The sequence below is a fragment of the Bifidobacterium sp. LH_419 genome (assembly GCF_056356955.1).
In genome coordinates, this window is record NZ_JBKEVG010000016.1 from 19,611 (window position 1) to 42,905 (window position 23,295).

Genomic DNA, 23,295 nt, shown 5'->3' on the forward strand with positions numbered 1-23,295 from the left:
CCGCACGGATCGCCGATATCACGCGGACCGCAACGATTACATGGACCGCAGCAATCACGCGAACCGCGGGAATCCCACGCGCCTCCGATGATTGAAGTGCGCGACCTGCGCAAGGAGTATCCCGCCGACGACGAGACCGTGGTCGCGCTCGCCGGCATCGACCTGGTCGTCCCGCGCGGCCAGATCTGCTGCATCTACGGCGAATCCGGATCCGGCAAATCCACGCTGCTCAACCAGCTCGCCGGCATGGAGAAGCCGACCCGCGGCGGCGTGCGCATCGGCGGCACCGTCATCTCTCGTCTCGACGAGCGCGAGCTCGCCGCGTTTCGCCAGCGTCATCTCGGATTCGTGTTCCAGTCGTACAACCTGCTGCCGAATCTCACCGCCGTGGAGAACGTCGCGATGCCGCTCATGTTCCGCGGCGTGCCGAAACAGGAGCGCGAACGGGCGGCGCGTGCCATGCTGAGGCGCGTCGGCCTCGGCAGGAGGCTGAACCACTATCCGACGCAGATGTCCGGCGGACAGCAGCAGCGCGTCGGCATCGCCCGCGCGTTCGTCGCCAGGCCTCAGGTCGTGTTCGCCGACGAGCCGACCGGCAATCTCGATTCCAGAACCAAGATCGACGTGATGGAGATGATCGTCTCCTTCGCGCGCGCCCTCGACCAGACGATCGTGCTCGTCACGCACGACGACAACATGGCCGCCTACGCGGACCGCGTCGTCACGCTGCTCGACGGACGTATCATCGACGATCGCGTCATCGACCATACGACCGACATCCCGAGCCAAGGAGACCCACGATGACCCCATCCATCCACCGCGCCCTCACCGCGTTCACGGTGCTGCTCGCCACGCTGGCGCTCGTCTGCACCGTCGCCGTCGCGGCCACGCCGCCGGCCGCCTTCGCCGACGACGCCGCGACCACGGCCGACCAGGGCTCGTCCACGGCGGCCCCCGCGCCGATCTCCGGTCCGGTGCCGAACATCATCATCACGAACTTCACGTACGGCGACGGGTCGGTGGCGGTCGGCAGCGACTTCACCCTCACGTTCACGTTCCAGAACATGGGCCGCGTGGCGGTCGGCAACATGGTCGTCACCGTGGACGGCGGCGAGAACTTCGCCATCTCCGGCGGCACGAACACGTTCTACTTCGACACGCTGTACGCCGGCTGGTCGCTCACGCAGAGCGTGCCGATGCAGGCGCTGCAGAGCGCGAAGAGCGGCGCCCAACCGGTGAATGTGAGCTTCCGGTACGAGTACGTCGACAACGACGCGCGCTCGTCGAACACGTCCGACATCCGCATCTCCGTGCCGGTCTCGCAGCCGGACCGCTTCCAGCTCAACGATCCGGTCGTGCCCGAGGGCGTGACCGTCGGCGCGGAGACGACGATCACGATGGACTATGTGAACAAAGGCAAGGGCGACATCGCCAACGTGGAGGCGTCGATCGAGGGCGACGGACTCGAGACGACCGTCAAGACGCAGTACGTGGGCAACGTCGCGTCCGGCGCGAACGGTTCGATCGGTTTCGCGTTCACACCGACGCAGTCCGGTGCGATCGAGGCGAAGCTGCATGTTGCCTACGAGGATTCCGACGGTCATGCGCAGTCGAAGGAGTTCCCGGTCACGATCGAGGCGGCCGAGCCGGCGCCGACGTCCGACGACATGGGCGCGACGGTGGAGGAGCCGCAGCCCGCCGTACCGTGGTGGGCGGTGGCGCTCGTTGCGGTCGGCATCGTGCTGGTGGTCGTCGTGGTCGTCGCGCTCGTCGTGCGTCGCCGGCGCAGGAAGCGCAAGGCGAAGGCCGACGCCCAGGACGACGAGGATTGGGATGACTGGGGCAGGCCGGCTACCGTGTCTCCGGGCACGGCGGCGGTCCCGGCGTCCGCGACGGCACCGGCCTCCGACGCGGTCGCCACGCAGGTGATCGCCGGCGCCGGTACGATCGGCGGCGCCTCGGCCTCCGACGCGAAAGGGCGCGCATGAGATTCGCGGACATCCTGCGATTGTGCGGGCAGAACCTGCTGCGCCGCAAGTCGCGCACGATTCTCACCGTGCTGGGCGTGGTCGTCGGATGCTGCTCGATCGTCATCATGGTCTCGCTCGGTGCGGGACTGACCGAGCAGAACCGTGCGATGCTCAGACAGATGGGCGACCTGACCATCATCAACGTGTACGCGCAGGGCTCCGCCTCCGGCATGATGACGATGGGCGGCGCGTCCTCCTCCGGTTCGGGTTCGGGCACGTCCGCGAAACTCGACGACGCGACCATCGACGACATGAAGCGGATTCCCGGCGTCGTCGGCGCGAGCGCGCAGATGACGCTCGACGCCCCGGTGCGGATCACCGCCGACAACGGGCGGTACACCGCCGACTACGGGACCATCGAGGCCGTGGATCTGAGCCAGCTCGACGTCCTCGGATTCGAGATTGCGGACGGTACGAAGCCGGTGAAGGACGGCGAGGTGCTTGCCGGGCAGTACTTCGCCTACCAGTTCATGGACAAGTACCGTCCCGAGGGGCAGAACTACCGGCAGCAGCCGTACGACATGGGCGACGGCACCGTCATGGAATGCGACGACATGGGCAACTGCGCCGCCGTGCCCGCGGACCAGGCGAAGGGCGCGTTCTTCGACCCGATGACCACGCGGATCACGCTCACCATCGGCGACGAGGAATCGGGCGGCGCCACGGCCGCGACCGGCACGACCGGCGCTACGGGGACTTCGGACGGCGGCTCCGGCACCGCCGCATCCACCGCGCCGAACGTGTTCAAGCTCAAGGTGACCGGCACGCTCAAGGAGGACTACAACAAGGGACAGTCCACCTCCAACGGCCTGCTCATGGACCTGGACCAGCTCAAGGCGATGATCGCGAAGGCCGACAGGACCGCGGCGAAGACCACGACCTACGGTTCGGCGCTCGTCAAGGTCTCCGACATCTCGCAGGTCTCCGACGTGGAGCAGCAGATCCGCGACATGGGCTTCGGCACAAACTCGAGCGAACAGACGCGCAAGAGCCTCGAGGAGCAGTCGCGCGCCATCCAGCTGGTGCTCGGCGGCATCGGCGCGGTCTCGCTGCTCGTCGCCGCCATCGGCATCACCAACACGATGATCATGTCCGTCACCGAACGCACGCGCGAGATCGGCATCATGAAGGCGCTCGGCTGCTACGTGCGCGACATCCGCGTCATGTTCCTGGGGGAGGCGGGATTCATCGGTCTGCTCGGCGGCCTGATCGGCTGCGTGGTGAGCGCCCTCGTCTCGCTCGTCATCAACCTGATCGCGTTGGGCGGCGTGAACGGCACGACCATATGGAACGCGATCGTCGGCGGCGAGGACGTGAGCCGCGTCTCCGTGATCCCGTGGTGGCTGTACCTGTTCGCGTTGGCGTTCTCCTGCGCGATCGGCGTCGTTTCGGGCTTCCAGCCCGCCAACCGCGCGGTGAGGATTCCCGCGCTCGACGCCATCAGGAACGACGGCTAGCGCGGGGCCGGCTGGCCGTCGTGGCGAGGCCGCCGGCCGACCGGGAGGCCGCCGGTCAGCGGCCGAGCGTCTCGCGGATGCGGCGCGTGATCGTCTCCACGGTGAGCCCGTAGCGCTCGTTGAGTTCCGTCAGCGGCACGCGGTCGGTGAACTCCTTCGCAGCGCCGAAGTTGAGCACGCGCATGCCGGCACCGGTTCCAGCACCGGCGCCCGCGCCGGCGGTTCCGTGGTTCGCGTAGTACGCGGTCACCTTCTCGCCCCAGCCGCCTTCCAGCTGTCCGTCCTCCAGCGTGACGACGAGGCGATGCCCGTCGCGTAGCGCCTCGAGCGCGGCGACGTCGAGCGTCGTGCACTGCCGCGGGTCGATGAGGGTCGCGTCGATGGGGGAGCGGCTGGTATCCGCGCCGGTCGCGCCGGTCTCGCCGGTCTCGCCGGTCGCGTCATCGGTGTCCGTCGTCGGCGCGGACAGCGCCTCGACGACCCGCTCGCCCAGCGGATGCGTGTTGCCGAGCGCGATCACCGCCACATCGGCACCCGCATGATCCACGCGGTACGCGAGCATGTCCGCCGCCTTCGCGTCCCCGCGCCCCCTGGAGGGGGAGCTGCCGTCCGCAGGACGGCTGAGGGGGTGTCCGCCGTAATCGAACTCCCCGCGCAGCACCGCCTCGGGCGACGACTCGCGTCCCAGCGCGCGTTCGCGGTCGAGAATCGCCTGACCGGGCACGCGGATCACCACCGGACCGTCCGGCGCACCGGCCGCGCCCGCCGGCGACGTCGCCCACGCGAGATCGTCGAGATAGTCGCGCGTCGAGGTCGGCGCGAGCATCGTGACTCCCGGGATGTTCGCGAACATCGCGACGTCGTACGCGCCGGAATGTGTGTTGTCCGAACCGGACAGGCCGCCGAGGAAGTCGAGGACCGTCACTCGCGAACGGTTGAGGCTCATCTCCTGGAAGAACTGGTCGTAGGCGCGCTGGAAGAACGACGCGGTCGTCGCCACCACCGGCGTGCCGCCCGCCTTCGCGATGCCGGCCGCGAACGTGACCGCATGCGCCTCGGTGATGCCCGTGTCCACGTAATGCGCGCCCGCGCGCTCGCGGAACTCGTGCGTGATGCCGTTCGAGCCGGGCGTCGCCGGCGAGATCACGACGAGTCCCGGCTCGTCGGGGAAGCGGCGTTCCAGCGCGGCCATCGCGAGTTTGCCGTAATGCTTGCGTGGGTCGTCGGGGCGTCCCAGCGCCTTGTCCGGCGTCTGCCAGTGCGACGCCTCGCATTGGCCCTCGTGCGGCGCGGAGTCCGGCAGGTCGCAGTGGTCGGAACGCCACGGCTCGGCGTGCGCGACGTTGCCGGTCGCGTTGACGCCGGTGTCGTTCGCGTCGACGGCGTCGGCCGCGGTCGTACCCGCGCCGTCCGCGCCCACGGCCGCGACGTCGCCGCCCGCGAAACCGGCGCCTTTCAGCGTATGGATGTGCACGACGACCGGACGGTCGGTGCCCTTGACCGCCTCGAACGCCTCGACGAGCGCGTCGACGTCGTTGCCGCGCGCCACATACCGGTAGCCGAGGCCGAACGCCTCGAACAGGTTCGGCTGCGCGGCGCCGTTCGACTCGCGCAGCCGCGCCAGAGGGCCGTACATGCCGCCGAAGTCGCCGGCGATCGACATCTCGTTGTCGTTCAGCACGATGATGAGGTTGCCGCCCTGCTCGGCCGCGTTGTTCAATCCCTCGAACGCGATGCCCGAGCTCAGGGAGCCGTCGCCGATCACCGCGACCACGGCGCCGATGCCCGCGTCGTCGGCGCCATCGGAGGCGGCGAGCGCCATGTCGCGCGTCTTCGCGAGACCGCAGGCGAGCGAGATCGACGTGCCCGTGTGGCCGAGCGTGAACTGGTCGTGCTCGCTCTCCGCGGGGTTCGTGAAGCCGGTCACCTCGTCGAAGCGCGCCGGATCGAGATATGCGGCGGCGCGGCCGGTGAGCATCTTGTGCACGTAGCTCTGGTGCGACACGTCGAACACGATGCGGTCGTGCGGCGAGTCGAACACGCGGTGCAGCGCGACCGTCGCTTCCACCATGCCGAGGTTCGATCCGATGTGGCCGCCGTGCGCGTGGCCGTAGGCGAGCAGCGTGGACCGGATCTCGCGGCACAGCCCGTGCAGTTCGGCGCGGGAGAGCGCCTTGACGTCGGCGGGACCCGAAATCCGTTCCAGAATGCCGTTCGTCATATGCGTCTCGCTCCTCCCGATGGTGTCCTCTGCCGACCGCAAGCCTAGACGCTCCCGCCGCCAGCGGTCATACGCCACGCGGCGATACTCCCAACATCTCCGTAAATCGCCCGGCGTCATCCGCGAATCGGCGCGTGTCCGTGCGACAATGATGGCGGAACGACGCCGCCCCGCGCGCGGCGTCGCGGAACGCCGCATGACGAAAGGAACGCCGATGAAGGCCGTATACGCTTCCCGCGTCGACAATGCCGATCCACTCGCCGCGCTCGCCGTGGGCGAGCTTCCCGGACCGGAGCCGAAACCGTTCTGGTCCACCGTGTCCGTGAAGGCCGTGACCGTCAACCACCATGACGTGTGGAGCCTTCGCGGCGTGGGACTGCGCGCCGAACAGACGCCGATGATCCTCGGCACCGACGCGGCCGGGATCCTCGACGACGACGTGCCGGGCCGCGGCGGGCTCAAGGCGGGAAGCGAGGTCGTGCTCTACACGTTCGTCGGCACCGACGGCGCCGGCGTCGCGCCGGGGGAGCGCCGCACGATCCTGTCCGAGAAATACCCGGGCACGATGGCCGAGAAGACGCAGGTGCCGGCCGCGAACGTGTTCGCGAAGCCGGCGAACCTGAGCCTCGCCGAGGCGGCGGCGCTCGGCACCAGCTGGCTCACCGCCTACTCGCTCGTGTTCACGTCCGCGAACGTCAAGCCCGGCGACGCGATCCTCGTGCAGGGCGCGGGCGGCGGCGTGTCCACCGCGGCGATCCAGCTCGCCCACGCGGCCGGGCTGGAGGTGTTCGTCACGTCGCGTTCCGAGGCCAAGCGCGAACGCGCGCTGGCGTTCGGCGCGGACGCCGCGTTCGAGACGGGCGCGCGCCTGCCGCGCAAGGTCGACGCCGTCATCGAATCGGTGGGCGCGGCCACATGGTCCCATTCCGTCAAGTCCGTGCGCCCCGGCGGCACGATCGCCGTGTGCGGCGCGACCACCGGCGACCAGCCGGGCGCGGAGCTCACGCGCGTCTTCTTCCAGGACATCCGCGTGCAGGGCAACACGATGGGCTCGCGCGACGACTTCGCGCGCCTGCTGCGCTTCGTCGAGCACGCCGGCATCCATCCCGTGATCGACTCGACGTTCGCCGGACTCGACGCCGCGCCGGACGCGTTCCGCCGTCTGATCGGCGGCGACGTGTTCGGCAAGGTCGCCATCACCGTGTGAGTCTCCATGTTTCCGGGGTGGCGGGGGAGTACAGTGAAACCACATTCTCAATAACGTGGAGGTAATGATAATGACGGACAGCAAGCCCGAAGTGGCGGTCGTCATGGGATCGTCCAGCGACTGGGAGACCATGAAGCGCGCCTGCGACATCCTCGACCAGTTCGGCGTGGCCTATCACAAGCAGGTGATCTCGGCCCACCGCACCCCGGAGCTCATGGCCGACTTCGCGCACAACGCGCGCGCCAACGGACTCAAGGTCATCATCGCCGGCGCCGGCGGCGCCGCCCACCTGCCCGGCATGATCGCCGCGCAGACCACGCTGCCCGTCATCGGCGTGCCCGTGCGCTCCCACGCCCTGTCCGGCTGGGATTCGCTGCTCTCCATCGTGCAGATGCCCGGCGGCATCCCCGTCGCCACCACCGCCGTCGGCAACTCCGGCGCCACCAACGCCGGCCTGCTCGCCGTGCAGATGCTCTCCGCGTTCGAGCCCGACCTGGCCGACAAGCTCCAGGCCTACCGTGAGTCGCTGAAGGAGAAGGTGGCGGAATCCAATGCCCAGCTTGTTTGAGGAAACCCACGGCGCCACGCAGATGCTGCAGCCGGGCGCGACCATCGGCATCATCGGCGGCGGCCAGCTCGGCCGCATGATGGCCCTGAGCGCCAAGTACATGGGCTTCCGCATCGGCGTGCTCGACCCGACCCCCGACTGCCCGACCGCGCAGGTCGCCGACTTCCAGGTCGTCGGCGAGTACGACGACAAGACCGCCATCCATGATCTGGCGGAGAAGTCCGACGTGCTCACCTACGAGTTCGAGAACGTGGACGCCGATTCGATCGACGAGGTGCGCCACCTGGTCGCCGCCCCGCAGGGCACCGACCTGCTGCGCGTCACCCAGGACCGCATCAACGAGAAGACGTTCATCAACAAGCACGGCATCGAGACCGCCCCGTGGCGCGAGGTCAACGACTTCGACGAGCTCGAGGCCGCCATCGACGACCTGCATTACCCGTGCGTGTTGAAGACCCGTTCCGGCGGCTATGACGGCCACGGCCAGCATGTGCTGAGGAACGACATGGACCTGGAGAAGATCCGCGCCCGCGGCGACCGCGGCGGCGGCTTCCCCCCGTCCATCCTCGAAGGTTTCGTCGACTTCGCGTTCGAGGCGTCCATCCTCGTGTCCGGCAACGGCAAGGACTACGTGACGTTCCCGATCGTGCGCAACGACCACCGCAACAACATCCTCCACATGACGATCGCCCCCGCCGAGGTCGACCCCTCGATCGTGCAGGCCGCGCACGAGATGGCGCTCGCGCTCGCCAAGGGCTTCGAGCTGGCCGGCACGCTCGCCATCGAGCTGTTCGTCACCAAGGACGACCGCGTGATCGTCAACGAGCTCGCGCCGCGCCCGCACAACTCCGGCCACTACACGATCGAGGCGTGCTCCATCGACCAGTTCGACGCGCACATCCGCGGCATCGCCGGCTGGCCGCTCGTCCAGCCGAAGCTGCTCAGCCCCGCCGTCATGGTCAACGTGCTCGGCCAGCACGTGCTGCCCACGCGCGCGCAGATCGCCACGCACCCTGAATGGAACGTGCACGACTACGGCAAGGCGCAGCTGCGCCACAACCGCAAGATGGGCCACATCACCGTGCTCACCGACGACACCGCGCGCACCGTGGACGAGCTCGAGGCGACCGGCTGCTGGGACGATCTCAAGCCGTACGCACGGCCGTTCGTGCGGCCCGTGCCGCCCGCCGGCTCGGGCGCGTCCGGTTCCGCCGAAGCGAAGGCGTGAGCCGCGTCCATGGTCGAACACATCGAACGACAGACCAAGCAGAAGGACGCGATCCACGCGGCGCTCGCCGGCTGTGACGAGTTCATCTCCGCGCAGGACCTGCATCGGCGCATGCAGGACGAGGGCTCGCGCATCGGACTGGCCACCGTGTACCGGCAGCTGAACGCGCTCGCCGACTCGGGCGCGGCCGATACGATTAGGCTGGACGGCCAGCAGCTGTTCCGCCTGTGCGGCGACGACGCGCACCACCATCATCTGGTGTGCAAGCGCTGCGGCCGCACGGTCGAGATCGAGCCGCCGGACGAGGCGTGGTTGCGCGGCGTGGCCGCCAGACACGGGTTCACCGTCGAAAGCCACACGCTCGAGGTCTTCGGTTTGTGCCCGGAATGCCGGGAGAAACGGGAGAAGACGGCCGTCTGAGCGTTACGGAAGGGCGCGTCGCCGTCCTGTGGAGGGAAGGGCCGTTCCCGTCAGCAGCGAATCATGATGCCGATGGGAACGGCCCTTTTCGTATGCTCGCGTGTCGTCTCGCAATCCGTTCCCGCATGCGACACGCCGCTGTAATGCTAATGATAATAGTTCTCAATATGTGTTATGGTGTGATGCGTCATATGGAGCGGCCGGACGTCGGCCGCGTAGAGAGGAAGCATCCATCATGTCCATTCCGACCACCATCAGGAACGCCGCCATGCGCGGACTGGCCGCCGTCACCGCGATCGTGGCGCTCGGCTCGTTCGCCGCCTGCGGTTCGTCGTCCAACGGCGACTCCGCTTCCGGGGCCTCGTCATCCAATGGCAAGGTCTCGGTCGTCGCGTCCATCAACCAGTGGGGTTCCGTCGCCCGCGACCTCGGCGGCGACCACGTCGCCGTCACCGCGATCATGACGAAGACCAACGTGGAGGCGCACGACTACGAGCCCACTGCGCAGGACGTCGCGAAGATCGGTTCGGCGAAGGTCGCCGTCGTCAACGGCGCCGACTACGACGCGTGGGCGACCAAGGCCGTCGAATCCACCAAGGCCACGCTCGTCGACGCCGCCGAAGCGGGCGGCGTCAAGCAGGGCGGCAACCCGCACGTGTGGTTCTCCGCCAAGGTGCGCTCCGCCGCCGCCGATGCGATCACCAAGGCCTACCAGCAGGCCGACCCGGCCCATAAGGACGACTACGCCAAGCTCAACAAGGACTGGCATGCCAAGGAGGACCGGCTCGAATCGAAGATCGAGGAGACCTCCGCCACGACCAAGGGGCTGCCGTACGCCGCCACCGAATCCGTCGCCTGGTACCTCGCCGACGACCTCGGCATGACCGACGCCACGCCGAAGGGCTACAAGCAGGCCTCCGCCAACGAGAGCGAGCCGACTCCCGGCGACATCACCGAGTTCCGCAAGGCCCTGACGGGCGGCGGCATCGACCTGCTCGTCCTCAACACGCAGGAGGAGAACTCCACCACCAAGCAGATCGTCTCCGCCGCCAAGGAGGGTAACGTGCCGACCGTCGAGCTCACCGAACAGATGCCGTCGCAGTACGACGACCTGCTCGACTGGATGGGCGCGCTCGTCGGCGATTTCGCCTCCGCCGCGAAGTAACGGCGCAATCCACGCAGGAGGGGAACGAAGGGTGCCGCGGATCGAATCCGAGGCACCCTTTGCGATAAGGTGAATGGTTGGAAAACGTGAGGAAACCGTCGCGGCTCTGGTCTTTCCAAGGTTCGACGGCGACAATGAACGGTTGTATGTCACACGGAACCGAGCGTATGGGTGAGTCAAGCAGTATGAATCAGGAATCGCATGCCAAGACCGGACGCGACGCCGCGCGGGACGCGACCAGCGGGACGGGCCGACGGCCGCGTCGCGGGCTGCCCGAGCCTCGGCCGTTCCCCGGCTGGCTGTACGCCGTGCTGTTCCTCGTCTTCGACGTCGCCGCGGTCGCAATCCTCGAGGTCGGCGTCAGCCTCGGCGCCTCCTCGCGCGTGACCCTGTCCAGCCCCGAGGTCGGCTGGGATTTCGTCGGCAAGATGTTCAACGCCCGGGAACCCAACTTCGTGTTCCTGCTCAACATCCTGCTCGTCGGCGTGCTCTACCTCGCGCTGCTCATGATCTTCAACCGGTTCTGGATCGCCACGCCGGTGCTGGTGGCCGCGGCGATCGTCGTCGCCGTCATCGAGCATTTCAAGATCTCGATCCGCTACGAGGCCGTGCTGCCCTCCGACCTGAACTTCCTCAAGGCGGACGCCGGCAATCTCATGGGCTTCATGCCCGCCGGCGCGCACTGGGTGATCCTCGCCGCCATCGCCGTGTTCGCCGTGTTCGCCGCCGTGTTCGTCGCGCTCAACCACATCGACGCGCGTCACGGCAGGCTGTTCCGTGGCACCGGACGTCAGGCCAGGTCGGCGGACGCCGTCGCGCGTCTGCTGCTCGTGCTCGTGCCCGGCCTGTTCTTCGGCCTGTACGCGATGCAGGTGAGCACCGTCGGCAGCTGGGCGAAGAACCTCGCCACCGTGATGGGAGACAAGCCGTCCATGTGGGATTCCGTGTACGACGCGCAGCGCAACGGCCCGCTCGTCGCGTTCATGCGCCAGGTCAACCCCAAGGTGATGGACAAGCCGTCCGAATACTCCGAGGAGACGATGCAGCAGGTCGCCCAACGCTACCGGAAGGCCGCCGCGAAGATCAACGCCACGCGTAGCAACAACCTCACCGACTCGACCGTCATCTACGTGCTGTCCGAATCCTTCTCCGACACGTCGCGCGTGCCCGGACTCAAGGTCAACAAGGATTCGATGCCGAACATCCGCTCGATCAAGGAGAACACCACCTCCGGCCTCATGCTCTCCTCCGGCTACGGCGGCGGCACCGCGAACCTCGAATACATGGGGCTCACCGGCCTGTCGATGGCGAACTTCGACTCGTCGCTGACGAGCCCCTACCAGCAGCTCGTCCCCGGCGAGCACTGGACGCCCACGATCAACCAGATGTGGGGCGCGCCGAAGAACTCGATCGGCCTGCACCCGTACGAATCCTCCATGTACTCGCGCGCCACCAACTACAAGAAGTTCGGCTTCTCCCACTTCTACACGCTCACCGGCCCGGACGTCATCTCCCACCAGGACCGGATCGACGACAGTCCCTACGTCTCCGACGCCGCCACGTACCAGAGCACGCTGGAGGAGGTGAGGAAGACCAAGTCCAACCAGTTCCTGCAGGTCATCACCATGCAGAACCACATGCCCTACCACGAGTGGTACAAGGACAACGACTTCACCGCCGAATCCACCACCGGCACGCCGCTCGGCAAGGACGAGCAGGAATCCATCGAGACCTACCAGAAGGGCCAGGCGATCACCGACGAGGCGACCGCCGACTTCCTCGACCAGCTCGACGCGATCGACAAGCCGGTCACCGTGGTCTTCTACGGCGACCATCTGCCCGGCATCTACTCGTCCGCCAGCGAGGACGACGACAACTCGCTCGCCCTCCACCTGACCGACTACTTCATCTGGTCGAACAAGGCCTCCAGCACGCAGGGCGTGAAGATCGACAACGCCGACTACTCGTCGCCGAACTTCTTCGTCGCGCAGGCCGCCGAACACATGGACGCCAAGGTGTCGCCGTACCTCGCGTTCCTCACGCTCATGCACCAGCACGTCTCCGCCATGGAGCCGCCAGTCGTCAACAAGATCCAAGGCTGGGACCGTATCCCCGAAGGCCAGGCGATCTACCTCGACAACGCGGGCAAGCCGATGGCCGCAAGCGACTTCGACGAGGAGACGAAGCAGCTGCTGGAGGACTACAAGCTCATCCAGTACGACATCACCGACGGCCACAACTATCTCAAGGACACGGATTTCCTCACGCTGCCGTAAGGAGGCCTCCATGACCGATGACATCGACAACGCCATCGACGCGACGTTCGCACGGCTCACAGCCTCCTACGATTCCGGCCGCACACGCCCGCACGCATGGCGGCGCGCGCAGCTCGACGCGCTGCGCCGCATGCTGCGCGAGCATCGCGACGATTTCGCCGAAGCGGTCCGCGCCGACCTCGGCAAGCCGGCGGCCGAGACGATGCTCACCGAACTCGATCTCGTCGCCGCCGAAGCCCGGTTCGTACGCGACCGGATCGGCGTATGGACGCGCCGCAGACCGGTCGTGATGCCGTTGGCGTTGCAGCCCGCGGCCGGCTGGACCGTCGCCGAACCGAAAGGCGTCGTGCTCGTCATCGCGCCATGGAACTATCCGGTGCTGCTCACGCTCGGACCGTTGGCCGACGCGCTCGCCGCCGGCAATGCGGTCTGCGTCAAACCGTCCGAACTCGCGCCGCGCGCGTCGGCGCTGCTCGCGCGCCTGATCCCACGCTACCTCGACCCGGACGCGGTCGCCGTGGTCGAAGGCGGGGCGGGGGAGACCGGCGCATTGCTCGCGCATCCGTTCGACCACGTGTTCTACACGGGCGGCGAACGCGTCGGCCGGATCGTCATGCGGGCCGCGGCTGAGCACCTGACGCCGGTCACGTTGGAACTCGGCGGCAAATCGCCGGTCTTCGTCGACGGCACGGCCGATCTCGCCGTGACGGCGCGGCGCATCGCGTGGGGGCGGTTCACGAACGCCGGACAGACCTGTGTGGCCCCCGACTATGTGCTCGCCACGCCGGACGTGGCGGAGGCGCTGGCGGAGCGGATAGCCGTCGCCATCCGCGAGCTCTACGGGGACGACCCGCGCCGTTCGCCCGACTATGGGCGCATCGTCAACGTGCATCACGTCGAGCGGCTGCGCGGGCTGTTGCCCGCGGCCGCCGCGTCGGCCGCCGCTCCGGCAGGTCCGGCGCGTCCGACGTCGCCGTTGATTAGGGTGGCGTCCGTGTTCGGCGCCGTTTCGGATATGGTGGGCCGCCGTCTCGGCTCGTCCGGCGGCGGACCCGCGCCGGACGCGGCTGGACGCGTGGTGTGCGGCGGCGTGGTCGACCGTGAGGCGCGGTACGTCGCGCCCACCGTGCTGTTCGGCACGTCGCCGGACGTGCCGGTGATGCGCGAGGAGATTTTCGGTCCGATTCTGCCGGTCCTGGTCGTGCGTGACGCGGATGCGGCGATCCGGTTCGTGAACGCCCGTCCGCGTCCGCTCGCCGCGTACGTGTTCTCACGGGATCGTGCGACGCGGCTCGCCTTCGAGCGGCGTACTTCGTCCGGCGCGTTGGGATTCGGCCTGCCGCTGGGGCATCTTCTGTCCGCGCGCCTGCCGTTCGGCGGCGTGGGCGCGTCCGGCATGGGCGCCTACCATGGCAAGGCCGGGTTCGACACGTTCAGCCACGTCAAGACGGTGACGGTGAAGCCGCAGCATCCGGACACGCTGCGTCTGGTCTATCCGCCGTTCGACGCGATGACGCGAGGCGTCATCGATGTGTTGCGACGATTGAGCTGATTGATTGGATCGTCTTCGTAAAAAACGCCGCTGAGTACTACTCAGCGGCGTTTTTTACGGAGATACGTCTATCCGGACTGAACGTGGGACGATGCGTGTGGTAGCAAGGCGCGGAACATGAAGGCGTACGAAGGTACGTCGAATGTTCCGCAACGCCGCTAACACACCATCGTCACGCGTTCAGGGCTTTGAAGCCGATGTCGTGACGATAGAACATGCCTTCGGTGGGCAGCGCGTCGATGACCGCGTACACCTTGTCCTGCGCGTCCTTGATGGTGGGCGCGGAGGTTTCGACGAAGAGGACGCGGCCGGAGGAGGCGACGAGCTCGCCGTTCTCGTCCTTGGCGACGCCGGCGTAGTAGACGTGGGAGTCCTCGTCGACGGGGATGGTGGGGATCTTCGCGCCCTTGACGACGTTGGTCGGGTAGCCGTCGGAGGCGAGGACGACGCCGAGGGTGACCCGGTCGTCGTCCCAGGTGAACTCGGGGGTCTCGCCGTCGAGGATCGCGCTGATGCCGGCGGCCAGGTCGGAGGTGAGCTTCGGGAGGACGACTTCGGTTTCGGGGTCGCCGAAGCGGGCGTTGAATTCGATGACCTTGGGACCGTCGGCGGTGGCGATGAGGCCAGCGTAGAGGATGCCGGTGAACGGCGTGCCCTCGTCGGCCATGGCCTGCACGGTGGGGCGCACGATCGTCTCGATGGCTTCGTCGACGACGGTCTGCGGAATCTGCGGCACGGGGCTGTAGGCGCCCATGCCGCCCGTGTTCGGGCCCTTGTCGCCGTCGTAGGCGCGCTTGTGGTCCTGGGAGATTGGCATCGGCCAGAACTCGGTGCCGTTGACGAAGCTCATCAGGGAGAACTCCTGGCCTTCGAGGAAGTCCTCGATGACGACCTTGGCGCCCGCGTTGCCGAAACGATGATCGATGAAGATGTCGTCGAGCGCGGCGATGGCGGTCTCGACGTCCATGGCGACGGTGACGCCCTTGCCGGCGGCCAGTCCGTCGGCCTTGACGACGATCGGCGCGCCGTGCTCGCGCACGTAGGCGACGGCCGGTTCGAGCGTGTCGAAGGTCGCGTACTTGGCGGTGGGGATGCCGTGGCGTTCCATGAGCTGCTTGGCGAAGTCCTTGGAGCCTTCGATCTGGGCGGCGGCCTTGTTCGGGCCGAACGCCTTGAGGCCGGCGGCGGCGAAGTCGTCGACGAGACCGTCGATGAGCGGCACTTCGGGGCCGACGAACACCCAGTCGTAGTCGTTGTCCTTCATGAAGTCGATGAGCGCCGCGTGGTTCGACTCGTCGATGTGGGAGGTGCGGATGCCGTCGAGCTCCATGCCGGGGTTGCCGGGGGCGACGGTCACCTCCTCGACGCTGCCGCCGCGCCGGAGCGCGTGGGCGATGGCGTGCTCGCGCGCGCCGGAACCGATGACCAGAACCTTCTGACCCATTGCGTGTTGTCCTTTCAATCCAAAGCCCCCGCTGGCGGGGGCTTCATGAAGCGTGAATGTTACTTGAGCGCGATCTGCGTGCCGTCGGCGTCCTCGACGATCTCGCCGATGCGGTAGCCGGCCTCGCCGTTGGCCTCGAGCAGCTTGATGGTCTCGTCGGCGCGCTCGGCGGGGACGGCGAGCACCATGCCGATGCCCATGTTGAAGATGTTGTACATCTCCATGTGGTCGATTTCGCCGGCCTTCTCCAGCACGTCGAAGATCGGCAGCACGGGCCAGGAGCCGAGCTTGATCTCGGCGGCGAGGCCGTCGGGAATCATGCGCGGCACGTTCTCGATGAAGCCGCCGCCGGTGATGTGCGCGACGCCCTTGACGACGCCAGCCTCGAACAGGGGCTTGAGGGCCTTCACGTAGATCTTGGTGGGGGTGAGGAGCACGTCGCCGAGCTTCGCGCCGCCGAGCTCGTCCAGCTCGGTGTCGACGGTGTAGCCGGCCTGCTCGAACAGGGCCTTGCGCACGAGGGAGAAGCCGTTGGAGTGGATGCCGGTGGACGGCAGGCCGATGAGCACGTCGCCCTTGGCGATGCCGGAGCCGTCGACGATCTTCGACTTCTCGGCCACGCCGACCGCGAAGCCGGCGAGATCGTACTCGTCCTCGTCGTACATGCCGGGCATCTCGGCGGTCTCGCCGCCGATCAGGCCGCTCCCGGCCTGCACGCAGCCGTCGGCCACACCGGCGACGACCTGCTCGAGCAGGGCCGGATCGTTCTTGCCGCAGGCGATGTAGTCGAGGAAGAACAGCGGTTCGGCGCCCTGGGCGGCGATGTCGTTGACGCACATGGCGACGCAGTCGACGCCGATGGTGTCGTGCTTGCCGACCATCTTGGCGACGACGAGCTTGGTGCCCACGCCGTCGGTGCCGGAGATGAGCACCGGCTCCTTGTAGCCGAGGGAGGCGAGGTCGAACAGGCCGCCGAAGCCGCCGATGCCGCCGACCACGCCGGGGCGGTTCGTGCGGGCGACGTGCGACTTGATGCGCTTGACGACTTCGTAGCCGGCTTCGACGCTCACGCCGGCGTTCTCATATGCTTTGGGCATTGGGGTTGGGCCTTTCTTGGGGCTGATGGGGTTGGGGCTTGTTTTACTGTCGGACGTTTGTCAGGCGTTGTCCTGCGGACGGTCCTCGGGCTGCACGGTGTACTCGTTGCCGATGTACTTGCTCTTGTACAGCGCGAATTCGGGCAGGCGCACGCGGTCCTCGGGGGTGAGGGACTTGAGGAAGTCCTCCTCGTAGTCGTCGAGCGCGGTCGGGTAGTCGCCGTTGAAGTAGGCGACGCACAGGCCGCCGTACGGGGCGTCCGCGCCGAGGCCGATCGATTCGACCAGGCCGTCGAGCGACAGGAAGGCGAGCGAGTCGGCGCCGATGTACTCGCGGATCTCCTCGACCGACTTGTGGCCGGCGATCAGCTCGCGCGTGGTGGAGATGTCGATGCCGTAGAAGCACGGGTACTTGAGCGGCGGCGAGCTGATGCGCATGTGCACTTCGGCCGCGCCGGCCTCCTTGAGCAGCTGCACGATGCGCTTCGACGTGGTGCCGCGCACGATCGAATCGTCGATGACGACGACGCGCTTGCCCTTGACGACGCTGCGCACGGCGGAGAGCTTCATGCGCACGCCCTGTTCGCGCAGCTCCTGCGTCGGCTGGATGAACGTGCGGGCCACGTACTGGTTCTTGATCAGGCCCATCTCGTTGGGCAGGCCCGCGGCCTCGGCGTAACCGGACGCGGCGGACAGCGAGGAGTTCGGCACGCCGATGACCATGTCGGCGTCCACGCCGGATTCGGCGGCGAGACGCGCGCCCATGCGCTTGCGGGCGGAGTGGACGTTCACGCCGTAGATGTCGGAGTCGGGGCGGGCGAAGTAGATGAACTCCATCGAGCAGATCGCGAGCTGCGTGTTGTTCGTGTACTGGACGATGCGGTAGCCGTGCTCGTTGACGACGACGATCTCGCCCGGGCGGATGTTGCGCACGAGTTCGGCGCCGACCACGTCGAGCGCGCAGGTCTCGGAGGCGAGCACGTAGGCGCCGTTCTTCATCTTGCCGAGGGAGAGCGGGCGGAAGCCGTTCGGGTCGAGCGCGCCGATCATCGCGTCCTCGGTCATGAGCAGGTAGGCGAAGCCGCCGTGGACGGTGTTGAGCGCCTCCTTGAGCTTGTCCATGAAGGTGCGCTGCATGGAGCGGCGGATGAGGTGCATGAGCACCTCGGTGTCCGAGTTGGAGTGGAAGATCGCGCCTTCGTCCTCCAGCTTGCGGCGCAGGGACGGGCAGTTGGTGAGGTTGCCGTTGTGGCACAGCGCCACGTCGCCGTCGTGGAAGCGGAAGATGAACGGCTGGATGTTGTCCGTCGTGCCGGAGCCGGCGGTCGCGTAGCGGACGTGGCCGATCGCGCGGTCGCCCTTGAGGCGTTCGATCTCGCGTTCGTCGCCGAAGACCTGGGTCAGGAGGCCCAGGCCGCGGTGTCCGGTGAGGTGGCCGTTGTCGTTCGCGACGATGCCGGCGCCCTCTTGGCCGCGATGCTGCAGCGCGTGCAGTCCGAAATAGGTGAGTCGTGCGGCGTCGGGATGGCCCCACACGCCGAAGATGCCACATTCCTCATGAATGTCTTCGAGTTCAGCCGACAAGCCAAAGCTCCTTTTCAAACGTGGTCAGACATGGAGTTCACTACCCGTTCACCCTACCAATCGCCGGCTACATCATGGCGGCGCGTCGTGGCCGTGTCCGTCCCGCTATGTGGGCGTTTCGGGGATGGACGCGCGGGCGCGACACACGTACATCGAACGCATGTTCGATGGTTTGGTATGATAATGACATCGGACGACTGGCGTTCGAACATTTGTTTGATGATGGGGGGGTGACGGCGATGCCGATGGCCGATGATTCCGGGCGGGGCCGCGTCTACCTCGCCATCGACCTCAAATCCTTCTATGCGTCCGTCGAATGTCATGCTCGTGGCCTCGACCCGTTGACGACGAATCTCGTCGTGGCCGACGAGACACGCACCGACAAGACGATCTGCCTCGCCGTGTCGCCGTCGCTCAAGGCGTACGGGCTGCCCGGCCGTCCGCGCCTGTTCGAGGCGAAGGAGCGGCTGCGTCGCGTGAACGCCGACCGCGCGCTCGCGGCCCCCGGCCGCCGGCTGATGGGGGAGTCGTGCGACGCGCGCGATCTGGAACAATCGCCGCGGCTCAAGGCGTCGATGATCATCGCCCCGCCGCGGATGGCGAGATACCTCGCCGTCAGCGGGAGCATCTACGGCATCTACCTCAGATACGCCGCCCCCGAGCACATCCACGTGTATTCGATCGACGAGGTCTTCATCGACGCCACGCCGTATCTCGCCGCGCTCGGCATGACCCCGCACGAGATGGCCATGACCATCGTGCGCGACATCCTGGGCGAGACCGGCATCACCGCGACGGCCGGCATCGGCACGAACCTGTACCTCGCGAAGGTCGCGATGGACATCGTCGCCAAGCATATGCCGGCGGATGCGGACGGCGTGCGCGTCGCCGAACTCGACGAGGCGTCGTACCGCCGCCTGCTGTGGGACCATCGCCCGCTCACCGACTTCTGGCGGGTCGGGCGCGGGTACGCGCGCAAACTCGAGAAGGCGGGGCTCATGACGATGGGCGACGTCGCGCGGTGCTCGGTGGGGCGCGCCTCCGACTACTACAACGAGGATCTGCTCTACCGCATGTTCGGCGTGAACGCGGAACTGCTCATCGACCACGCGTGGGGGTGGGAGCCGTGCACGATCGCCGACATCAAGTCGTATGAGCCGGACGCTCACAGCACCAGCATCGGCCAGGTGCTCACCGGACCGGCCGACTGGGCCACCGCGCGGCTCATCGCCAAGGAGATGGCCGATGCGCTCGCGTTGGACCTCGTCGGCAAGGGCGTGCGCACGAACCGGCTCACGCTCGTCGTCGGATACGACGTCGGCAGCCTCGACGCGGGCCTGCTGGACGATTGCGAGGCGCCGGAGACAAAACGTCTGGCGAGACGCGCCGCCGAGTCCTATCACGGCCCGGTGGCGGTCGACCATTACGGTCGCAAGGTACCCAAACCGTCGGCCGGTTCGATCGGATTGGGGGAGTTCACGTCCTCATCGGCGCGCATCCGTGAGGCGATGGCGTCGCTGTTCGAGCGCATCGTGGATTCGCGGCTGCTGGTGCGCCGGCTCACCGTCGTCGCCGACGACCTCGCCACGGACGAGGAGCTCGCCGCCGGCAAACGCTACGAGCAGCCCGACCTGTTCGATGCGGATGACGCGGCAGACGGAGATGTCGGGGAATCCGATGCCGTCCGGCCCTGTGGCGATGTCGGCGGGGAATCCGACGCCGGTACGGCCAACCGCGACGCGGTGGACCGCGCGCTGCTGGCGATCAAACGCCGATTCGGGAAGAACGCGGTCGTCAAGGCCATGAACATGGAACCCGGCGCCACCGGCATCGAACGCAACAACCAGATCGGAGGACATCATGCGTGATTACCAGCTGTGCCGCTCCCGCTGGCGAAACCAGACCGTGACAGGAGGTGCCCGGCGATTGTCGAGTCTTTTCCTCGCTCCCGCTGGCGGGAGCTGTCCCGCGTATGCGGGGCTGAGGGTGGAGGCGGATATGTCGTCAGGGGGCACCCGCCATGGCATTGCATGAGACGCACCGCTATGACGACATCATCGATCTGCCGCACCACGTGTCGCGACGGCATCCGCCGATGTCGCGGCACAAACGCGCGGCCCAGTTCATGCCGTTCGCCGCGTTGACCGGCTACGAGCAGGTCATCGAGGAGACCGCGCGCCGCGTCGAGGAGACCGTCGCCGCCCGCGACTCCCAGTTCGACCGCGACTTCGGCGCGTGACCATGGAACGGGTGCGGCTCATGCGGTCGCGGTCAAGCATCCGACCGTGGCTCGGCTGCGAACGGTGACGCGGTGTACTCTGTGTCGGCATCGGATCGGACGGGAAAGGAGGCGCGGGAATGACCGAGGCGGTCGTGATGCTCGCGTTCTGCGCAACGCTGTTCGTAAGCGTCGCGCAAGGCTGGTCGATCATCCCCGCGCTGCTGATCGGCATGGTGCTGTTCGTCGGATACGGGTTGGCGCGTGGCCGGAAGCTGTCCGCGATGACGCGCCGTGCCGCCGGCAGCATCCGCGCCGCCGGAATGATCCTCGTGACGTTCGCGCTGATCGGCATGCTGACCTCCTTGTGGCGGGCCAGCGGCACCATCGCGTTCATCGTCGCCCACGCCTCGTCCCTGATTCACGGCGTGACCGTGTTGCCTCTGACGTTCCTGCTCTGCTCGGCGATGTCGATGCTGGTCGGTTCGTCGTTCGCCAGCGCCGCGACCATGGGCACGATCTGCATGTCATTGGGACTGTCGATGGGCGCCCACCCGGCGATGCTCGGCGGCGCGGTGCTCGCCGGCGTATACGTGGGGGACCGGTTCTCCCCGGTCTCCACCAGTGCGCTGCTCGTCGCGCAGCTCACGCACACAAATCTGTTCTCCAACCTCGGGCGCATGCTACGTACCGGCGCGGTGCCGTTCGCGTTGAGCTGCATCATCTATGCGGTGGCCGCCATGGCCGGCTCCATATCCAGAGGCGGAACGACGGCGGCGGTCTCCGGCGGCGTCCCGATCGCCGGATTGTTCGCGAAGACGTTCGACCTGCATTGGCTCACCGTGACGCCGGCGATCCTCGTGGTCGTCATGGCGTTGCTGCGTGTCGACGTGCGGCTGACCATGCTGGCAAGCATCGCCGTATCCGCGGTGGTATGCGTCGGCGTGCAGCGCATGACCTGGCCGGAACTGCTGTGCCTCCTCGTTTCCGGATACCATGCCGTCGATCCACACGTCGGCGCGTTGCTCGACGGCGGTGGCATCGTGTCCATGCTGAACGTGGCGGCGATCGTATGCATCTCCTCCGCCTACGCGGGCATCTTCGCCGAAACCCGCATGCTCGCCCGATTGCGGCATGCCATCGACGCGTTGGGCTTCCGCATCGGCGCGACCGGCACGACCACGGCCGTCGCGGCAGGTGCCGCGGCGCTCTCCTGCAACCAGACCCTGACGATCATGCTCACCCACCAGCTCTGCACGGGACTGTACGGTGACGACGAGGCGGCGCGCGGCGCGTTTGCCGTCGACCTGGAGGACTCCGCCGTCGTCATCGCGCCGCTGGTACCCTGGTCGATCGCCGGCGCGGTGCCGTTGGCCACGATAGGCGCGCCCACCGTGAGCATCGCCGCCGCGACGTTCCTCTATCTCCTGCCGCTCACCCGGCTTCTGGCGTCGGCCATACGCAGGCATCGGCGTGCGACGGTTCCCACGGAATGCGGCGAGTCCGGAGAGCCGCGGGATGATGACGCTATCATGGCATCCGTATGACGTGATGAGGATTTCCACGAAAGGACGATCGACGATGGGCATGAGAACGGGAACGATGTTGGCCACCATGATGCTGTGCGGTGCGCTCGCCATCGGACTGGGCGCATGCGGGTCGTCGAACGCCTCCGCCGCGAACGGATCGGCGAACGGCTCCGCGAGCAGCTCGCAGACCGACAGGAGCTCCTCCAAGAAGTCCGAACAGTCCGAACAGCCCGACAAGACGGATTCCTCCGATTCCTCCGATGCCTCGGCGTCGGCATCCGCCACTCCGGTCGACATCACCGGCACCTACGAGTTCTCCGATTTCGGCAAGGACTGCACGAAGGACTGCAAGATCACCGTCACCGTCAAGGACGGTATGATCTCCGCCGTCATGTCCGACGACTTCGGCAAGTACCCGTACTGGTACGGCACCGTCGATTCGGAGTCCATCGCGAAGACCGGCAAGTGGACGAGCAAGGCCGATTCGAAGTCCGCGCAAGGCAAGAAGGTCGCCAAGTCGGAATTCGGCTCCGAGGACTCCACCAAGGTGTTCACCTACGACGCGAAGGCCAAAAGCATCAACTTCGATCTCAAGTTCTACGTGCGCGTCAACCACGTGAAGGCCAAGCTCATCGGCTGAGCCGCCGGCGTCGTGGTCGGCGAGCCGCGTCGATGACGAATCACCCGCCGATGAGCCCCGCCGCGGCGAACGCCTCGCGATAGACGGCGACGAGGTCGTCCAGCCGCATCGACGCGTTCGCCGGACTCGTCGACGGCAGCGGCGTCATCGGCACGTCGAGGCCGGCCGCGTCCAGTCGCGGCGCGATGAGACGCCGATACAGCTGCGCCGCCTTGCCGCCCGTCGTGAAGACATGCGCGATCGGCGCGCCGCGCAGAATCGGAGCGATGTCGTTCGGCACCGCATTGCGGATGGTGGAATCGCTCGCCCCCGTGATGTCGCATGAGGCGATCACATCCCACAACGCCACGTGATGCCGCAACGCGAACGCGCGGCGCGAAGCGGGGGAGTCGCCCACACGGTCGGAGGGGTCGGAGGGATCCGCGAACAGCGCCTGAAGCACCGGCCAGAACCGGTTGCGCGGATGCATGTAGTAGAACGCCGCCTCCCGCGACTTCGGACTCGGCATCGACCCCAACACCAACACCCGCGAGCCCTCGTCCCACACCGGCCCGAACCCATGCTCCACACGCACCATGCCTCCCATCATAGAAACCGCTTCACGATCCGCACAGCCGGCAAATCGTGAACCGGAACATACGGAAAAGGGGCTGGGTTCC

At 67.3% G+C, this 23,295-nt stretch carries 18 protein-coding genes and 1 pseudogene; 14 read left to right on the forward strand and 5 right to left on the reverse strand.

Features of this window, described 5'->3' with window-relative positions:
- Positions 1 to 87: 87 nt before the first annotated feature.
- From AC1AYX_RS09305 to AC1AYX_RS09315, 3 genes are read left to right on the forward strand one after another with little or no spacing between them, the layout of a single operon-like run.
- A complete protein-coding gene (locus AC1AYX_RS09305; RefSeq protein WP_476503211.1) occupies positions 88 to 804 on the forward strand; it encodes an ABC transporter ATP-binding protein in 717 nt (238 codons plus the stop codon).
- A complete protein-coding gene (locus AC1AYX_RS09310) occupies positions 801 to 1,988 on the forward strand; it encodes a COG1361 family protein (RefSeq protein WP_476503212.1) in 1,188 nt (395 codons plus the stop codon). Before AC1AYX_RS09305 ends, AC1AYX_RS09310 begins: the two co-directional genes overlap by 4 nt.
- Positions 1,985 to 3,487, forward strand: coding sequence for an ABC transporter permease (locus AC1AYX_RS09315; RefSeq protein WP_476503213.1), 1,503 nt, complete (start codon positions 1,985 to 1,987; stop codon positions 3,485 to 3,487). Before AC1AYX_RS09310 ends, AC1AYX_RS09315 begins: the two co-directional genes overlap by 4 nt.
- A gap of 55 nt (positions 3,488 to 3,542) precedes the next feature.
- Here AC1AYX_RS09315 and AC1AYX_RS09320 read toward each other — a convergent pair whose 3' ends face one another.
- Positions 3,543 to 5,708: a 1-deoxy-D-xylulose-5-phosphate synthase gene (locus AC1AYX_RS09320; protein ID WP_476503214.1), complete on the reverse strand. Its 2,166-nt coding sequence runs from the start codon at positions 5,706 to 5,708 to the stop codon at positions 3,543 to 3,545.
- A gap of 214 nt (positions 5,709 to 5,922) precedes the next feature.
- Between AC1AYX_RS09320 and AC1AYX_RS09325 the strand changes: the two genes are divergently transcribed.
- From AC1AYX_RS09325 to AC1AYX_RS09355, 7 genes and pseudogenes are all read left to right on the forward strand, one after another.
- Positions 5,923 to 6,915 (forward strand): zinc-binding dehydrogenase, encoded by a 993-nt coding sequence (locus AC1AYX_RS09325; RefSeq protein ID WP_476503232.1) that lies wholly within the window; start codon positions 5,923 to 5,925, stop codon positions 6,913 to 6,915.
- Positions 6,916 to 6,985: 70 nt separating this feature from the next.
- A complete protein-coding gene (gene purE, locus AC1AYX_RS09330; protein WP_034526948.1) occupies positions 6,986 to 7,483 on the forward strand; it encodes a 5-(carboxyamino)imidazole ribonucleotide mutase in 498 nt (165 codons plus the stop codon).
- Positions 7,467 to 8,633 (forward strand): annotated as a pseudogene (purK, locus tag AC1AYX_RS09335) (5-(carboxyamino)imidazole ribonucleotide synthase); the annotation flags it as partial. The gene purE and the pseudogene purK, both read left to right, overlap by 17 nt.
- Positions 8,634 to 8,720: 87 nt before the next feature.
- The gene (locus AC1AYX_RS09340) at positions 8,721 to 9,131 is read left to right on the forward strand and encodes a Fur family transcriptional regulator (protein WP_476503215.1); all 411 of its coding nucleotides are present in this window, start codon (positions 8,721 to 8,723) and stop codon (positions 9,129 to 9,131) included.
- A gap of 235 nt (positions 9,132 to 9,366) precedes the next feature.
- Positions 9,367 to 10,296 carry a metal ABC transporter solute-binding protein, Zn/Mn family gene (locus AC1AYX_RS09345; RefSeq protein WP_476503216.1) on the forward strand — a complete coding sequence of 310 codons (930 nt, stop codon included), beginning with the start codon at positions 9,367 to 9,369 and terminating at the stop codon, positions 10,294 to 10,296.
- Positions 10,297 to 10,481: 185 nt separating this feature from the next.
- A complete protein-coding gene (locus AC1AYX_RS09350; protein WP_476503217.1) occupies positions 10,482 to 12,572 on the forward strand; it encodes a sulfatase-like hydrolase/transferase in 2,091 nt (696 codons plus the stop codon).
- A 10-nt stretch (positions 12,573 to 12,582) separates the two neighbouring features.
- Positions 12,583 to 14,124, forward strand: coding sequence for an aldehyde dehydrogenase family protein (locus AC1AYX_RS09355; protein WP_476503218.1), 1,542 nt, complete (start codon positions 12,583 to 12,585; stop codon positions 14,122 to 14,124).
- 172 nt (positions 14,125 to 14,296) lie between these two features.
- Here AC1AYX_RS09355 and purD read toward each other — a convergent pair whose 3' ends face one another.
- The 3 genes from purD to purF are packed head-to-tail and all read right to left on the reverse strand — an operon-like array spanning position 14,297 to position 18,249.
- A complete protein-coding gene (purD, locus tag AC1AYX_RS09360) occupies positions 14,297 to 15,568 on the reverse strand; it encodes a phosphoribosylamine--glycine ligase (RefSeq protein WP_476503219.1) in 1,272 nt (423 codons plus the stop codon).
- Between the two features lie 59 nt (positions 15,569 to 15,627).
- On the reverse strand, positions 15,628 to 16,665 hold the full coding sequence (purM, locus tag AC1AYX_RS09365) for a phosphoribosylformylglycinamidine cyclo-ligase (RefSeq protein ID WP_476503220.1): 1,038 nt from the start codon (positions 16,663 to 16,665) through the stop codon (positions 15,628 to 15,630).
- Between the two features lie 60 nt (positions 16,666 to 16,725).
- Positions 16,726 to 18,249 carry an amidophosphoribosyltransferase gene (purF, locus tag AC1AYX_RS09370; protein ID WP_101622061.1) on the reverse strand — a complete coding sequence of 508 codons (1,524 nt, stop codon included), beginning with the start codon at positions 18,247 to 18,249 and terminating at the stop codon, positions 16,726 to 16,728.
- A gap of 245 nt (positions 18,250 to 18,494) precedes the next feature.
- Between purF and AC1AYX_RS09375 the strand changes: the two genes are divergently transcribed.
- From AC1AYX_RS09375 to AC1AYX_RS09390, 4 genes are all read left to right on the forward strand, one after another.
- Entirely contained in the window at positions 18,495 to 20,117 is a 1,623-nt protein-coding gene (locus AC1AYX_RS09375; protein ID WP_476503221.1) for a Y-family DNA polymerase, read from the forward strand.
- A 152-nt stretch (positions 20,118 to 20,269) separates the two neighbouring features.
- Positions 20,270 to 20,488 carry a hypothetical protein gene (locus AC1AYX_RS09380; protein ID WP_101622064.1) on the forward strand — a complete coding sequence of 73 codons (219 nt, stop codon included), beginning with the start codon at positions 20,270 to 20,272 and terminating at the stop codon, positions 20,486 to 20,488.
- Positions 20,489 to 20,607: 119 nt separating this feature from the next.
- Positions 20,608 to 22,014 carry a Na+/H+ antiporter NhaC family protein gene (locus AC1AYX_RS09385; RefSeq protein ID WP_476503222.1) on the forward strand — a complete coding sequence of 469 codons (1,407 nt, stop codon included), beginning with the start codon at positions 20,608 to 20,610 and terminating at the stop codon, positions 22,012 to 22,014.
- A gap of 55 nt (positions 22,015 to 22,069) precedes the next feature.
- Positions 22,070 to 22,636, forward strand: coding sequence for a hypothetical protein (locus AC1AYX_RS09390; protein WP_476503223.1), 567 nt, complete (start codon positions 22,070 to 22,072; stop codon positions 22,634 to 22,636).
- A gap of 40 nt (positions 22,637 to 22,676) precedes the next feature.
- On the opposite strand, the gene AC1AYX_RS09395 is transcribed toward AC1AYX_RS09390, so the two are convergent.
- Positions 22,677 to 23,213 (reverse strand): DNA-deoxyinosine glycosylase, encoded by a 537-nt coding sequence (locus AC1AYX_RS09395; RefSeq protein ID WP_476503224.1) that lies wholly within the window; start codon positions 23,211 to 23,213, stop codon positions 22,677 to 22,679.
- Positions 23,214 to 23,295: the final 82 nt, after the last annotated feature.